The 14,673-nt window shown below is 40.7% G+C and carries 14 protein-coding genes; 4 read left to right on the top strand and 10 right to left on the bottom strand.

What is annotated here, in order from left to right:
• Positions 1-7 precede the first annotated feature (7 nt).
• Both dat and CEF22_RS01205 read right to left on the bottom strand, forming a co-directional pair.
• Positions 8-847, bottom strand: a complete 840-nt coding sequence (gene dat / locus CEF22_RS01210; RefSeq protein WP_232726035.1) for a D-amino-acid transaminase — start codon at positions 845-847, stop codon at positions 8-10.
• Between the two features lie 101 nt (positions 848-948).
• Positions 949-1,764 carry a ZIP family metal transporter gene (locus CEF22_RS01205; protein ID WP_232726034.1) on the bottom strand — a complete coding sequence of 272 codons (816 nt, stop codon included), beginning with the start codon at positions 1,762-1,764 and terminating at the stop codon, positions 949-951.
• Positions 1,765-1,944: 180 nt separating this feature from the next.
• On the opposite strand from CEF22_RS01205, the gene CEF22_RS01200 reads away from it, so the two are divergent.
• Together CEF22_RS01200 and CEF22_RS01195 are read left to right on the top strand one after the other, a co-directional pair.
• The gene (locus tag CEF22_RS01200; RefSeq protein ID WP_100401415.1) at positions 1,945-2,697 is read left to right on the top strand and encodes an AAA family ATPase; all 753 of its coding nucleotides are present in this window, start codon (positions 1,945-1,947) and stop codon (positions 2,695-2,697) included.
• Positions 2,698-2,909: 212 nt separating this feature from the next.
• Positions 2,910-3,794 carry a cation diffusion facilitator family transporter gene (locus tag CEF22_RS01195; RefSeq protein WP_100401414.1) on the top strand — a complete coding sequence of 295 codons (885 nt, stop codon included), beginning with the start codon at positions 2,910-2,912 and terminating at the stop codon, positions 3,792-3,794.
• A gap of 139 nt (positions 3,795-3,933) precedes the next feature.
• Here the strand turns inward: CEF22_RS01195 and CEF22_RS01190 are convergent, their stop codons facing one another.
• Genes CEF22_RS01190 through CEF22_RS01180 form a run of 3 tightly spaced genes read right to left on the bottom strand, consistent with a single transcriptional unit; the run spans position 3,934 to position 6,388 of the window.
• Positions 3,934-4,608: a TetR/AcrR family transcriptional regulator gene (locus CEF22_RS01190; RefSeq protein WP_100401413.1), complete on the bottom strand. Its 675-nt coding sequence runs from the start codon at positions 4,606-4,608 to the stop codon at positions 3,934-3,936.
• Positions 4,609-4,632: 24 nt separating this feature from the next.
• Complete coding sequence (locus CEF22_RS01185; protein WP_100401412.1) at positions 4,633-5,661, bottom strand: ABC transporter permease; 1,029 nt, start codon at positions 5,659-5,661, stop codon at positions 4,633-4,635.
• A 1-nt stretch (position 5,662) separates the two neighbouring features.
• Entirely contained in the window at positions 5,663-6,388 is a 726-nt protein-coding gene (locus tag CEF22_RS01180; protein ID WP_100401411.1) for an ABC transporter ATP-binding protein, read from the bottom strand.
• A gap of 289 nt (positions 6,389-6,677) precedes the next feature.
• Between CEF22_RS01180 and CEF22_RS01175 the strand changes: the two genes are divergently transcribed.
• The gene (locus CEF22_RS01175) at positions 6,678-7,370 is read left to right on the top strand and encodes a helix-turn-helix domain-containing protein (protein ID WP_100401410.1); all 693 of its coding nucleotides are present in this window, start codon (positions 6,678-6,680) and stop codon (positions 7,368-7,370) included.
• A gap of 151 nt (positions 7,371-7,521) precedes the next feature.
• On the opposite strand, the gene CEF22_RS01170 is transcribed toward CEF22_RS01175, so the two are convergent.
• The 3 genes from CEF22_RS01170 to CEF22_RS01160 all read right to left on the bottom strand — a co-directional run bounded on the left by CEF22_RS01170 (position 7,522) and on the right by CEF22_RS01160 (position 9,580).
• Positions 7,522-7,953, bottom strand: a complete 432-nt coding sequence (locus tag CEF22_RS01170) for a threonine/serine exporter family protein (RefSeq protein ID WP_100401409.1) — start codon at positions 7,951-7,953, stop codon at positions 7,522-7,524.
• Positions 7,954-8,730 carry a threonine/serine exporter family protein gene (locus tag CEF22_RS01165; protein WP_100401408.1) on the bottom strand — a complete coding sequence of 259 codons (777 nt, stop codon included), beginning with the start codon at positions 8,728-8,730 and terminating at the stop codon, positions 7,954-7,956. It lies immediately after the preceding gene.
• Between the two features lie 166 nt (positions 8,731-8,896).
• Positions 8,897-9,580 carry a phosphoribosylaminoimidazolesuccinocarboxamide synthase gene (locus CEF22_RS01160; protein WP_100401407.1) on the bottom strand — a complete coding sequence of 228 codons (684 nt, stop codon included), beginning with the start codon at positions 9,578-9,580 and terminating at the stop codon, positions 8,897-8,899.
• Positions 9,581-9,733: 153 nt separating this feature from the next.
• On the opposite strand from CEF22_RS01160, the gene CEF22_RS01155 reads away from it, so the two are divergent.
• Positions 9,734-11,596: a tetratricopeptide repeat protein gene (locus CEF22_RS01155; protein WP_100401406.1), complete on the top strand. Its 1,863-nt coding sequence runs from the start codon at positions 9,734-9,736 to the stop codon at positions 11,594-11,596.
• A gap of 24 nt (positions 11,597-11,620) precedes the next feature.
• Here the strand turns inward: CEF22_RS01155 and CEF22_RS01150 are convergent, their stop codons facing one another.
• Positions 11,621-13,894 (bottom strand): sensor histidine kinase, encoded by a 2,274-nt coding sequence (locus tag CEF22_RS01150; protein WP_100401405.1) that lies wholly within the window; start codon positions 13,892-13,894, stop codon positions 11,621-11,623.
• Positions 13,872-14,564, bottom strand: a complete 693-nt coding sequence (locus CEF22_RS01145; RefSeq protein ID WP_095477851.1) for a response regulator transcription factor — start codon at positions 14,562-14,564, stop codon at positions 13,872-13,874. The genes CEF22_RS01150 and CEF22_RS01145 overlap by 23 nt, the downstream gene beginning before the upstream one ends.
• Positions 14,565-14,673 lie beyond the last annotated feature (109 nt).

Genomic DNA, 14,673 nt, shown 5'->3' with positions numbered 1-14,673 from the left:
ACATCCGTTATTTCGTTCTGTCTTGCAAATGAGCCAGCAACGTCTCGGTAATGAGTCCTGGCTTCCCATCCCCAACCTTTCGGTGATTAACAACCGTTACTGGCAGTACTTCACACAGCGTACTCGTTAGAAAAGCTTCATCTGCTTCAACAAGCTCTGCCTCCGTAAATGCCCGCTCGATAAACGGAATCGCTAGCTCCTCAGCGATCGCTTTGACGGCGATACGCGTAATACCAGGTAAAATATAGTTGGTCAGCGGTGCCGTTTGAACGCTTCCTTCTTTCACAATGAAAAAGTTAGAGCTCGACCCTTCCGTAATAAATCCGTCTCGCACAAGCACCGACTCAAAGCAATTCTGCTCATATGCTTCCTGCTTTGCCAACACATTCGGCAACAAATTCAGCGATTTAATATAGCAATTTTTCCAGCGTTCATCTTCTAACAGTAAGACTTTAACTCCTTGCTGACGTAATTCTTCCGAAATAGGTTGAGAAGGCTTGACTGTCATAGAAATCGAAGCTGAGCATTGAGGGAATAGATGCTGTCTCGGTGCCACTCCCCTAGTTGCCTGCATATATAAGTCCGCATTCTTTAGCCCACTGCTCTCGACTAGTTCAAGCATCGCCTTCTCCAATTCTTCCGGCTCGCTTCCAATCGTAAGCTTAATCGCCTTTGCACCACCGTACAGCCGCTCTAAATGCTCTTTCATCATAAACGGCTTCTTGTTGTAAAAACGAATCACTTCATAGACACCGTCACCAAACTGATGACCACGTTCCTCAATCGGAATGACCGGCTCCTGTCCATCAATGAACCTTCCATTAAAGTAAGCGAACGTCATCTCCATCCCCTTTCCACACCTACTGCCTATTGTATGCATTATAGCTACCGTTTTTTCTAATCCATTACAAAGAACCCTAGATTCATATCTAGAGTTCTCCAACCTACTTATCCGAGCGCTACATCTAAAATCATCATAACAGTAAAACCACACATCACACCTGTTGTCGCAAAGTCGGTGCTTCCAGACGATTGCGATTGCGGAATCAATTGTTCAACGACGACAAAGATCATCGCTCCAGCCGCAAAAGCAAGCGCATACGGTAGAATCGGCTGTACAGCGAGCACAGCAACCGCGCCAATCACAGCCGCAATTGGTTCAACAATAGCCGATAATTGTCCGTAATTGAAAGCTTTTACACGAGACAGCCCTTCTCCACGCAACGGCACAGAAAGAGCAGCGCCTTCTGGCATATTTTGAATACCGATCCCGATAGCAAGCCCAATTGCCCCAATTACAGAAGCATCGGAAAGACCTAAAGAGGCTGCCCCGAAAGCCACACCGATCGCTAACCCTTCAGGAATATTATGCAGCGTAATCGCCAAAAACAATAACGTCGACTTGTTTAATTTCGTTTTAGGACCTTCCGCTTCATGTTCAGCTAAACCAATATCAAGATGAGGCACAACCACATCGAGCAGTCGGATGAACAAGCCTCCCGCTAAAAATCCAATCGCTGGCGGAAGCCATGGAATTTGGCCATTTTGCTCACTGAAGTCAATTGCTGGAGCTAACAATGACCAAAAAGAAGCCGCAATCATTACACCTGCTGCAAAACCAAACATCGCGTTCATCCAGTTTTGATTCATTTGACGAAAGAAAAAGACCATGGATGCCCCAAGCGCCGTCAAGCCCCACGTCATTAACCCACCAAACAACGCCTGAATAGCTGGGTTTAACTGAGAAAACCACTCCATAAACATGTGTACCGATCCCTTCCTTTAAGCTCATTTCTTTATTATTGTGCATCAAGGAAAGTTTTACAGTCAATGGACAACTTCTCCTTAACTCTTAATTTTATGACAGTTTTGAACGAAATGAACCCCCTTATTCTTTCAATTTTTGATAGACTTAGGGAAAAATCACCCATTTTGGAGGTTCAGATGAATTCATTTCAAAGTAGTCCATTTATTAGAGCCCTTGAGTTTAAACAAGAAAGCGTTCCTTCTTTTCAACGATATCCCTTTCACTTTCCTTTTGTTCAGTCGGAGCAAATCTCTTTCCATCCGAAAGTGACTTATATTATCGGGGAAAACGGAATGGGCAAATCGACCTTATTAGAAGCGATTGCCATCGCCTCAGGGTTTAATCCAGAAGGCGGCACATTTAATTTCAACTTTTCTACTCATGACTCTCACTCAGAATTGGAAAAATACACAAAACTGATTAAAGGCATCTTAAAGCCAAAAGATGGCTTTTTCTTGCGCGCAGAAACCTTTTATAATTTAGCATCGAATATTGAAGACCTAGATAAAGAAGGATTCGGCGGACGGATCATCGATTCTTATGGTGGCGTTTCGCTTCATGAGCAATCCCACGGAGAATCATTTTTTGCCGCCTTTACCCACCGATTCAGCGGAAATGGGCTTTATATTCTCGACGAACCAGAGGCCGCTTTATCGCCTTTACGACAACTGTCGATGTTATCCCGAATGCACGAGTTAGTAGCAGAGAACTCACAGTTTATTATTGCTACTCACTCTCCGTTATTAATGGCTTACCCTGAATCGAAAATTTTAGAATTAACAGAAGGTGGCCTGCAAGAGAAACCGCTAGAAGAAACCGGACATTATCAAATCATGAGACAGTTTTTTGATGATAAAGAGCGGCTGCTGCATCATTTATTGAAGGAATAGAAAAACTAATTTGCAACTATTTTTTCATAAAGTAAAAGATATAATTTGAAAAGTCATTTATTTTTTTACTATTTTCTCCTTTTGACCTCCACAACTGACTTTCATAAGGCTACAAAGTTTCCCTAATGCCAACCTTGTTGCTCTAGACCCACACGATTTTCACCTGTTATGCTAATGTCTAACAGTTGAATGAAAACTGGAGGAATGAAGAAATGGAAACATATGAAGATATAAAAAAGGGAGAAAAAGGCGCATGGATCAGCATTATCGCTTACATTTTCCTCTCGGTATTAAAGCTAACGGTTGGTTACATCGGAGGCTCTCAGGCGCTCCAAGCCGATGGATTAAATAACTCAACAGATGTAGTTGCCTCGATTGCGATTTTGATCGGGTTGAAAATTGCTCGTAAGCCACCAGATGAAGATCATCGATACGGTCATTTTCGGGCAGAAACGATCGCTTCTTTAATCGCGGCCTTTATTATGATGACCGTTGGATTTCAAGTACTCATTGAAGCAGGCCGGTCACTCTTTTCAGAAGAACAAACGACACCAAGTATGCTTACTGCTTGGGTCGCTTTATTCAGTGCCATATTTATGTTCGGAATTTATTTTTACAACTCTAAACTAGCTAAAAGCATTAATAGCAAGTCGCTAATGGCAGCGGCACAAGATAACCGTTCCGATGCACTCGTTAGCATTGGTGCCTTCATCGGTATTATAGGGGCACAGTTAGGCATCGACTGGCTCGATGTGCTAACAGCCTTCATCGTTGGACTCATTATCATTAAAACCGCTTGGGAAATTTTCAGGGAGGCGTCTCATGCCCTGACTGACGGCTATGATGAAGTAGAATTGGAAAATATTAAAAAAACCATCCAACAAGTCGTTGGTGTTCAAAACGTGCGAAGCATCAAAGCCCGCTTACACGGCAACTTAACCCTCGTCGATGTCGTCGTCTGCGTCAATCCCGAACTCAATGTCACCGAAAGCCACACAATCACCGAAAACATCGAAGCTATACTCTTAAAGAAATACAAAATCCGAGACGCCATCATCCATATCGAGCCCGCAGACGACCACTTCCATCCGATTTAATAGAAAAGTGGAAGGCGCCGTTCAGCGACATATGAACTGGAACGAGCCGATCGAGACAAAGTGTGAAAAAGAGTGTAATTCAGTAAAAAACAGGCCATGTAGAAAGTCAATTCTCACAGACTTTCTACATGGCCCTCTTTTATTTTTCAACAAAATCCGGGGCGTGACAGGCACCTGCCAACCCATGCATGATCATGTGCACCGTTAAGTTGATTTCTGCTTCGTCGTTCCAGTCGGCTTCTGGCATAAATAAGTATCTCGCTAATAAGTAACCGAATATGCTGGAAGCGACAAAGCGAATAACGCTGTATGGTGGAATTTCCACAATTTTACCTTTTGCTTGATAATGCTCAACAATTTGCTTTAGTCTATCAAATACTTTTGTCGCCACGTGTTCTTTAAACTGTTCTTTTAGCTTCGGCTGGAACGGTATTTCTTGAATTAAAATGCGAAAAAGCAGCAAATTATTTTTAAGGAATTCCGCCCGGTTTTCAATCATCGCTTTTAAAAAATCTTCAAAGTTTTCATGCTCTTGATTCAGCACCTTATTTAAGTCTTTGATTACAAACGGAGCAATAAATTTCGCCATAATGGGCGAGACAATCGACAACAACAGCTCCTGTTTCGTTTTGTAATGTCGAAAAATCGTCCCTTCCGCAACGCCCGCCTTTTTGGCAATTTCACTCGTGGATGTGGCGGCGTAGCCCTTCTCAGCGAATGATTCAATCGCCGCTGCTAAAATCTTCTTTTGCTTCTCAGTCAATCCATCGTCCATATGAAATAGTTCCTCTAACATTTGATCTTCAACAGACATCGTCTTCTATCATCCTCCTCCGAACTACACTTTCCGATACTTTCTAAGAGCTAAAATGTTCAACGCCATAAACAAGATCGAAAAGCCTGCTAGCGCCAAAAGATCGAAGCTGATTTCCTCCCAGCCATACCCTCGAATCATCACATCTCTCAAACCTTCTGCTGCGTAATAAAGCGGTGTCAATGGCCCGATCCAACTTAGCCATTCAGAGATTGTTTCTAAATTAAACAAACCTGAAAAAAAGAATTGTGGCACGACAACAAGCGGGATGAATTGAATCATTTGCAGTTCATTATTAGCAAACGCCGATAATAAAATACCGAGAGTAAGCGCCGTTAACGATAAAAGCAACGTAATCAGCAACACATATCCGAACGCACCTTCCATCAACATCCCAAGCACATAAATCCCATATGAAGCAATGATCGTCGCTTGAATCATCGTAAAAATTCCAAATCCAAGCACATAGCCAAGGACGATTTCCCATTTTCGCAGCGGACTAGCAAGCAATCTCTCAAGCGTCCCCGTTGTGCGCTCTCTTAAAAATGAGACACCCGCAATTAAAAACACAAAGAAAAAAACAAAAAAGCCGAGTAGTACAGGTCCAAAATAATCAAATTGCCCCATCTCACTAGAGCCATGTAAATATTCGAGCGTCAGTTCTGGCGCTTTTTCATTTTTTTGCAACGGCTGAAGAGCCGCTTGTAGCCATTTAACGGTCGCTCCTGTGACAGTTGGATCACTTCCTTCTAAATAAACAGAAGGAGTTCGCTGATCAAACACGACATATCCATCAATCATTTGCTTCTCTAAACCTTCGAGCGCTTCCGCTTCATTTGCATATTCATGAATATCAGCACCTTCTAAGTTCAATTGCGTCATCATCGGTTCCGAAATATCAACTAAACCGACTTTAGGTGTATAATCATCGCCATTAAAAACTAAATGAAGCATCGTTAACACAAGAATTGGCGCAAAAATTAATAATCCCATCGTCCGTTTATCGCGTACAATTTGCCGTAAAATTCTAATCACTAACGCTTTTACTCTCATGTTAAGCCCCTCCATACACAAGAAATGCTTCTTCAATCGTGGCCGAATCGGTCTGTTTCTTTAATTCATTAGGTGTACCAACAGCAATCAAAGAGCCATCTCGCATCAATGCTAAACGATCACATTTTTCCGCTTCATCCATGACATGAGTCGTGACAATCAATGTCGTTCCTTTCGCCTTTAACTTGTAAAAGGCATTCCAAATGCTTTTGCGTAAAACGGGATCGATACCAACAGTAGGCTCATCAAGGATGAGAAGCTGTGGTTCGTGAAGAAGGGCAATGGCTAATGAAAGTCTTCTTTTCATGCCACCAGAATAAGTAGAAACGAGCTTGTTCACGTGATCCGTTAACTGTACAACCTCCATGACAGCCTCTATTCTTTGCTGTTGCTTTTTTCCTTGTAAGCCATACAATGAAGCAAAAAACTGTAAATTCTCCTTGGCAGACAACTCCCCATATAACGCATCAGATTGTGCCATATAACCGATTTTCTCAATTAATTTTAACGAGGGCATTTTCTGTTGAAAAAGAAAATTCTCACCAGATGTCGGCAAATCCAATCCCACTAATTGCTTCACTAACGTCGTTTTCCCCGCGCCAGACGGACCTAGAAGACCAAAGATTTCTCCACCGTTAATTTGTAACGTAATATCCTTTAACACTTGATGCTTTCCAAACGCTTTAGAGACATGCTGAACAGAGACAATTGCATTCGACGAGCTCATTTCTATCCCTCCCCATAATGATAGTGAGTAATCACTCATTATCATTATAACACAAGTAAAGTGAGTGATCACTCACTATTTACTTAAAAATAGCGGCATGAAAAAGCCAAGGTGTCACTTTAAGAGTTATAGTAGAATTTATAGTTGACGAAAAATCGGAAAATAGCCCCAACCCCTTATTTTAAGCGTATGCAAAGATTCTTTGCTTCCCTATTTAAGCTATGCAAACTCTAATTGCTAGGTTTTTTCATCATGACTTCCAATAATAGAGACAGAAGGAGGAAACAGAATGAAAGTCGGAAAGACAATATCTGAAATCAGAAAAACCAACAAAATGACACAAGAGGAATTTGCTAGTTTATTTCATGTTACTAGACAAACTGTGTCGAATTGGGAAAACGAAAAAAGCTATCCAGATTTACAAACACTAGTAGATATTAGCAATAGGTTTGATGTATCGCTGGATAGAATGTTAAAGGGGGATACCGTTATGGTGAAAACAATTGATAGAGAAATCAAAATAGGGAAACAATTTAAAAAAGGTATTATTGTTTTGGGTAGTATTTTAATAGTTGTGGGTATGATATGGTCTATACTTTGGAATATCAATAAAAATACAGTTGAGGGTAAATTTCAGAGTGGCGTAGAGGAGTTAGGGTTTATTTACAACGAACAACTGGGCTATTATACGAAAGAGATGGGAGATGGAACCACATTCAAACTTCCAAATCAAAAAATGCCTGATCTATTAGATTTTTCTCTTGATTTTCATGCAAAACATTTAGATTATTATACTGAAATTAGAGATGAACCATTATGGCTAAGATGGAGTGGAAAGGATAAAGATGGGCAGAATCCTGTGAGTATCCACCTACTAGAAGGAAGCTTATCTAAAAAGGAAGAAGAAGATCTCAAGAACGGAACTGAACTTTCTAATATCATAGATGAAGCAGAAAAGATATATGAAACGGTGTATAAATGACTTTTAACTCCAAATAAACAATTGGATATTTATATCACAAAAGGAGTAAATTCTACGGAGTTTACTCCTTTTTCATATTTACCTTCTTATAGCGCAAAATAATGCTTAAAATAAGCGCAAATTACCTCCTAAAGTGATAGCCAAGGCTACACTATTTTTTTTTCCTATTCGGAATCGTACGTAATACTTCTGAAACGATGAGTCCCATCGCAATCGCTCCCGAGATCATGAAGGCTTTAGCCGCTAACGTCAAGGCGGTGTTGTAATCATTTTGAACAAAACTACGCATCGCATTGTAAGAAATTCCTCCGGGAACGAGCGGAATAATGCCCGCCACCGTAAAAATAATAATCGGCATTTTGTATCTTTTGGAGTACACGTGACTAATAATAGCGATCACAAAAGCGGATATACCAGTCGAGAGCACGGCATTGACGCCTTCTTTCCAAAACAGATAATAGACGATCCAGCCAATCATCCCAACGAATCCGCTTGTGAGAAGTGATTCTTTCGGTGCGTTAAAAATAATCCCAAAGGCCGCTGCGGCTATAAAGCTCGTGACTAGCTGCACAACAATGTCCATCTAAAATCCTCCATTCTGAAAAAAAGTGACAACAACAGCGATTCCTGTACCAATCGCAAAAGCAGTCAAAAAGGCTTCTGCCCCCCGCGCCAAGCCGGAAATTAAATGCCCTGCCATTAAATCACGCACAGCATTGGTAATTAGCAAGCCAGGTACAAGTGGCATCACCGAACCGATAATAATTTTATCCAATTCCTTACCCATTCCCACCCAGACAAAAAAGTAAGAAAGTAAACCGATAATAACCGCCGCCGTAAATTCAGAGAAAAACTTGATCGGTATCATCCGGTGCAAATAAATGACCGATGCAAACCCCACTCCTCCAGCAATCATCGCTGGAACAAAGTCATACCAACCACCTTGGAACATCATCAAAAAACAACCGCTAGCAATAAAAGCAGCCACAATTCGCATGGAGAGCGAAAAGGCCATACCCACCTTTTGCAAATCCTTTAACTCCTGATACGCTTGCTCCACCGTAAGTTCACCGGCACTAATCTTTCTCGAAATACTGTTCACCATACAAACTTTTTGCAAATCTACCGTTCTCTCGGAAATACGAATTAATTTCGTCTTCGTCGGCTTTTGCGTCTCTATCGAAAACATAATGCCCGTTGGTGTCACGTAACAATGGGATTCCTTAATACCAAAAGACTGAGCAATTCTTATCATCGTATCCTCTACTCGATACGTCTCTGCCCCGCTCTCTAACATCATCTTGCCCGCCAGTAAGCTCACATCCATAATGTCGTATTTTTCTTCTAATTGAGGTTCCATCGTATCTCTCCATGAGTTTTTTTTATCATTATACCCATCAAAGTGACGAAACGAAAACTAGGTTTAGGTTAATTTTTTTACTATTTAGAAATTAACAACAACAATACGTCTTGTTAAGGAGACTGATTTATAAAAAAAGGCGCCATCCCTGGCACCTTCTCTTTGATTAGTTCTCCAACATCATTTGCTCTAATGTCAACGGCTCGATGTATTCCCCATGCTTATATGCACGCATATTACCACCAGAAATTTCGTCAATTAACACGATTTGTCCATCAGCTAAACGACCAAATTCAAATTTAATATCGTATAATTCGATTTCTTTCTTTGCTAACTCTTCTTTCACTGTGTGAGCAATTTTCTGTGTTAGCTCTTTCAACACTGTATATTCTTCTTTTGTCAAAATCCCCAACATATCAAGAGCGTCCTCTGTAATTGGTGGGTCTTGGCGATCATCATCCTTTAATGTCACTTCCACGAAAGCATCTAACGCTTGACCTTCTTCTGCATACATGCCATAGCGACGAAGAAAGCTTCCAACTGCTCGGAAACGACAAATCACTTCTAGCCCTTTACCGAATACAGTCGCTGGTTTCACTGTCATAGTTGCTTCTTCAATGTTGGCGTCAACATAATGAGTCGGAATCTCTTTTTCTTGTAAAACTTCAAAAAAGTGTTTCGTTAAGCGAAGCCCCGCGCGGCCTGCTCCTTCCATCGTTAAACCAACTGTGTTAGCTCCTGGATCAAACACTCCATTTTCTCCAGTTACATCGTCTTTAAATTTTAAAAGATAATTTCCATCCTCCAGTGCATAAACATCCTTTGTTTTCCCTTTGTAAGTTAGTTTCATCAATTATTCCCCTTTTATAAATTTTTTGAATCCTTTCTTATTATGCAACAATTTCATTCGAAAAAGAATCTTAAAAATGACGATTCCTGTCACTCCGATTGTAGAAATTTGATATGCTTAAGAAAAAGAGACAGGAAAGGAGTTGAATGAGCCGTGGAACTATTAAAAAAAGCACGAGCCATGAAAGATAGCCAAACCGCCGTTCCCTATTATGAACAGGTCGAACACAAGTGGTTTGAAGCGAAAGACTTCGCTGTGTATGCAGAAGGTCTCCATTATATAGGGCGAACGCAAGAAGGAATCGCCATTATTGAAAAGGGGCTAACACATTTTCCGGATGATGCTTACTTACATGGAGTGGCTGGTCATATTTTTAGAGAAGATAACCGCGAGGAAGAAGCTCTGATCTTTTTAAACAAAGCGATTAGCCTAGAAGACTATTATTGGTATTATTATACAAGAGCACTTGTTCACCAAGATTTAGGATATATTGATGAAGCATTAGCTGACTATAAACAAGCGATTAAACGTGAAGAGGAACTCGGTCACCCACAAGTAAATTCTTCTTGGTATGAATATGGCTACGTGTTATTTGACCATGGGTTTGTCGACAAAGCACTAGCTGCTTTTCAACAAGCTGTTCAATCAGAGGACAATGCCGTTCCGATGTTTTATTACCGTTTAGCGAAAGCCTACGAAGAAAATGACGAACTAGATGCAGCTTTAGAAAATATGGAGAAAGCCTGTCAGCTTCTCGCTTTTTTCCAATCTATGGAGGATGAAGGCTTGCAGCTATATTGGGATCGAGCACGCTATTCCGCTGATGCCGTACATACTTTTCAATCAATCATTAAAGAGGGCTTTGACTTTCTGCCCGATTATGCCCATTTATTACTTGAAACTGATCAAACAGAAGAGGCGGAAGAAGCATTAAATGAAGCTATACATCGCTATCCAGATGCCTTTAGCTTATATATTGAACGCGGAATTCTTCTATTTGAGCTAGAAAAATACGAAGAAAGCTTGGCCGATTTTCATCGAGCACAGGAACTAGATGAAAAAGACCCCGATCCTCAATATTGGTTAAGTCGTGTCCATTATTTCTCGGGAAATTTACATCAAGCACTCGTTCATTGTCATGAGTTAGTCAAGCTAGATAGTGAAGATGCGAGCGTATACAAACTAAGAGCCCAACTCTACGGAAAACTCGGTCGCTTTGAAAAGGCGGAAAATGATTACACCATCGCTTTAGAAAAAGAAGAAGATATGAAGGATCAAACGTTACGCGAAAGAAGCTTCGTACGCTATCAGCAAGGAAAGTTTGAACAAGCCTATGATGATTTACTATCCGCTTTACAAGAGAATCCATCACTGAATGAAGTGAGCGAGTATGCACTCGATGAAGGAATGGTGTTGCTTGGAATGGGGTACTTAGAAGAGGCAGAGCAATCCTTCACGAAAGGAATCGAGCTAGAGCCTGATTCGCCTGTCATTTTAGAAAAGCTAGCCCGCTGTCGGCTTTCCCAAGAAAAATTCCAAGAGGCGCTAGAAGACTGCGATATAGCGATAGAAGTAGCGCCAGAATATACGGCTTTATATCATTTGAGAGGCTTTATTCATTTGCGTATGGGACAGTTAGAGCAGGCTCTGACAGATATCGAGCAGTTTATTGAACGTGTTCCAAGTAGCTTCCAAGGATATGTCACTTTAGGATTGATCTATGAATCACTCGGGAAAGATGAAGAGGCAGAGGAACTATATAATATGGCCATCACTATCAATGCTTTTATACCTGAGCCCTATTACCGAAGAGCCTTCCTTCGTGCAGAGCAAGGCCTGCTCGATGAAGCCGCCTCCGACTATGTACAATGGGTGTCTTTATACGGTAAAGAACTCTCCACCGATACATGGCCCCTGCTACTCGAACAAATTGAAGACATCGATAAGACAGTACTCAAACTAGCTCAAAAGAAAATCAAACAAATTTACGGAAAAACCCCGCATCTTCTATCGTGAAGAGCGGGGCTTTCTCTTGTTTTATCAATAGGCTGTATCCAATGAAACGGTAACTTTGAACAGGTCGCCGTCTACTTCAATATCAAGCTGCCCATCGTGTAAATCAATGATGGATTTGGCGATGGCAAGCCCTAGACCTGAACCATCTGTATGACGAGAGCGATCGCCACGTTTAAAGCGTTCGAATAGTTCATCGAGATTGTCTCCAAGTTCATATTTCGTCACATTTTTAAAAGTGATTACTGCCTGATTCCCCTCCGTTTTCATCGAAATATAAACCCTCGTATTTTCCAAGGAATATTTCAAGATGTTGCCGATTAAATTATCAAATACTCGCCAAATTTTCTGACCGTCCACATAAGCGTAGACAGGCTCATCTGGATTGGTCACTCGAAAATGCAAATCGGATTCACCGATTGTTTCGCTGTATTCCGCTAATGCTTGCTGAAGCAGTTGAACGAGATCCGCTTTTTCTTTAACCAATTCAGCATTTCCGCTCGCCATTTTTGACGCTTCAAATAAATCATCAATCAACACTTTTAACCGCTTCGATTTACGGTCGATGATCTCGGTATAGGCTACCCGCTCTTCTTCTGCCAAGTCTGGCGTTTTCAACAGCTCCGTATAAGAAATAATCGAAGTAAGAGGTGTACGTAAATCATGGCTGACATTCGTGATTAGCTCCGTTTTTAGCCGCTCGCTTTTTGCCTGCTCTCTTTGCGACACCTTGACGCCTTGCTTCAATTGATTCATATTTTCCGCCATTTTGGCAAACACTGACTTCCCTTGGACCGGAAGATCCGGTTCTGGATATCCAGCCGCCACCCTCTCTGTATGCTGAGCGATTTGGTTAAAATAAGCGATACGCTTGAATAGTAGAAAAAGGGTAGGCATCGTAATAATGAAAAACAGTAATAGATACAACAGCAATACTTCTACATAGCCATCCCACCACCATTCTATAACTACAATCGGCACCCCAAAACCAGTAAAAAAGAACACCGACAACAAAAGGAACAATTGAACGCCAACCGAGCGAACTTCGAATACATGTTTCACTAACTCAACGGTTCTCATGAACAAACTGTTTTTCCATTCTGCTTCTATTCCTGGGCCCTCTTTCATACGTAGCAATAGTAGCTTTGCTTGAAAGACCATAACCGCTGTAGAAATAGAAGATAAAACGAAGATAAATAATACCTCCGTAACCAAATATAACGGGTTGCTATAATAATGAAAATTATAATACCTACCCACAAAAATGAACGTCATAAAAGTCGTGATCAGTAAAGCAACAATGCTCACATCTGCTGGAATTTTATTGTAATAATGACTAAATTTCTTACTGATAACGGGTGGAATCACTGTCCTTTTCCAGCTAATTATTATACTAACGACTAATGCCAGTAATCCACTAATCACGAAGATAATAAAGTTTCTCTGTGACCTCTTGAAATAAGAATACTCAGTGACAACCGGAGCAGAATCTCGTACATGCTTAGTAACCGCGATTCTTCCTTCATAAGTACCTCCTGTAGTCGTCTGAATTTCTATATTATATCCTTCTGGTTCCATAACAACTTCACCCGTTGTAAAATACGTTAAATTTTTATCTGTATACGTGGATGAATCATCAAACTCTAAGTAATTCGGCGAATCGTATTTGCGAATATGAAACATATCCTTGTCATTAAATACATCACTAAGCGAGCCGTCTGACAAATTAACATTCGTATACACGTCACCCGTGGAAGTATTTTCTAAATAATATTTAAATACGTCCCCATACTCATCAAATTGACGACGTTCATTTTGATGGGTCACATAAAACTCATCAACCGCTTTTTCTTTTTCTGCTTGAATTTTTTTCCGCACATAGTCATCGCTTTTGAAGTTATTCGTGATATCTTTAATCTTCTTGTCTCTTTCCTCTTCGTACACTTTCGCCACTTCTTGGTTTTCCGCTAAAAGAGCCTCTTGAATCTTCCCAGCATATCGCTCTTTAATCGTCGTCACTTGCTCCGCTAAACTCCCGTAGTAATTGCGATGTTCTTCAATTTCCTCTTTCGTGACGGTAATCTTCTTCTTCGCTTCTGCCGCTGTTGTACTATTTAACTCATATATATTTAAATCATTGATAAATTCTTCAAGTTGACTTTCAAATTGAGGGGTATCAAAATAATCTTTTTTCAAATACGTACTTCCATGATTCATTAAAGCAATGATCGCACTTAATCCATATGTAAATAACAACAGCCAACCAATAAATTTTAGATTATTTCTCCATTTTGTATCCAATTCCCCACACCACCTTTAAATATCTTGGATTTTTCGGATCGATTTCTATTTTTTCTCTAATTTTACGAATATGGACGGCCACGGTATTTTCGGCATTATACCCAGGCTCTTGCCAGACACGTTCATAAATTTCATTAATCGAAAACACACGACCAGCATGAACCATTAACAATTCCACGATTTTATACTCGGTCGGCGTTAATTTAACTGCCTCCCCATTAACGGCCACTTCCTTTGCCGATTGATCGAGAGTTAAGCCGTTTAAATCAATGACCTGTGTCACGCCTTCATATGTACCCAACCTGACGTATCGACGCAACTGTGACTTCACTCGCGCCACTAGTTCCATCGGGTTAAACGGCTTCGTAACGTAATCATCGGCCCCGACTTGCAAGCCTAAAATTTTATCGGTATCTTCACTTTTGGCACTAAGAATAATGATCGGGATATTTTTTTGTTCACGGATTTTAAATGTCGTCGCAATGCCATCTAATCGCGGCATCATCACATCGAGAATAATGAGATGGATCGAATGCTCATTCAACTTTTCAATCGCATCGATTCCGTCCTCCGCTTTGATCACAGTTATGCCTTCATTTTTTAAATATATTTCGATCGCATCGCGAATTTCTTTTTCATCATCAACGACTAACACATTATATTGGGTCATTTTTCCTCACACTCCTTTCGAAAGTATATCATTTGTTCGTTACTGTGATTATAGCGAGCAAATCTTAATAAACGCCCAGCATAAATCTTAAGAATTTCTTAATAAAAAA

The organism is Bacillus sp. FJAT-42315 (assembly GCF_002797375.1).
Classification (GTDB): Bacteria; Bacillota; Bacilli; order Bacillales; family Domibacillaceae; genus Bacillus_CE.
Note: the sequence above shows the minus strand (reverse complement) of the source record. Positions and strands in the feature narration are given on the sequence as shown.

Excerpts from the sequence above, each read along its gene's own strand:
- CEF22_RS01180 (WP_100401411.1), bottom strand. The coding sequence starts at position 6,388 with ATGAGCTCGTCGAATGCAATTGTCTCTGTTCAGCATGTCTCTAAAGCG.
- CEF22_RS01165 (WP_100401408.1), bottom strand. The coding sequence starts at position 8,730 with ATGGAACCTCAATTAGAAGAAAAATACGACATTATGGATGTGAGCTTA.
- CEF22_RS01170 (WP_100401409.1), bottom strand. The coding sequence starts at position 7,953 with ATGGACATTGTTGTGCAGCTAGTCACGAGCTTTATAGCCGCAGCGGCC.
- CEF22_RS01195 (WP_100401414.1), top strand. The coding sequence starts at position 2,910 with ATGGAAACATATGAAGATATAAAAAAGGGAGAAAAAGGCGCATGGATC.
- CEF22_RS01145 (WP_095477851.1), bottom strand. The coding sequence starts at position 14,564 with ATGACCCAATATAATGTGTTAGTCGTTGATGATGAAAAAGAAATTCGC.
- dat (WP_232726035.1), bottom strand. The coding sequence starts at position 847 with ATGGAGATGACGTTCGCTTACTTTAATGGAAGGTTCATTGATGGACAG.
- CEF22_RS01200 (WP_100401415.1), top strand. The coding sequence starts at position 1,945 with ATGAATTCATTTCAAAGTAGTCCATTTATTAGAGCCCTTGAGTTTAAA.
- CEF22_RS01175 (WP_100401410.1), top strand. The coding sequence starts at position 6,678 with ATGAAAGTCGGAAAGACAATATCTGAAATCAGAAAAACCAACAAAATG.
- CEF22_RS01185 (WP_100401412.1), bottom strand. The coding sequence starts at position 5,661 with ATGAGAGTAAAAGCGTTAGTGATTAGAATTTTACGGCAAATTGTACGC.
- CEF22_RS01160 (WP_100401407.1), bottom strand. The coding sequence starts at position 9,580 with ATGAAACTAACTTACAAAGGGAAAACAAAGGATGTTTATGCACTGGAG.
- CEF22_RS01190 (WP_100401413.1), bottom strand. The coding sequence starts at position 4,608 with ATGTCTGTTGAAGATCAAATGTTAGAGGAACTATTTCATATGGACGAT.
- CEF22_RS01205 (WP_232726034.1), bottom strand. The coding sequence starts at position 1,764 with ATGTTTATGGAGTGGTTTTCTCAGTTAAACCCAGCTATTCAGGCGTTG.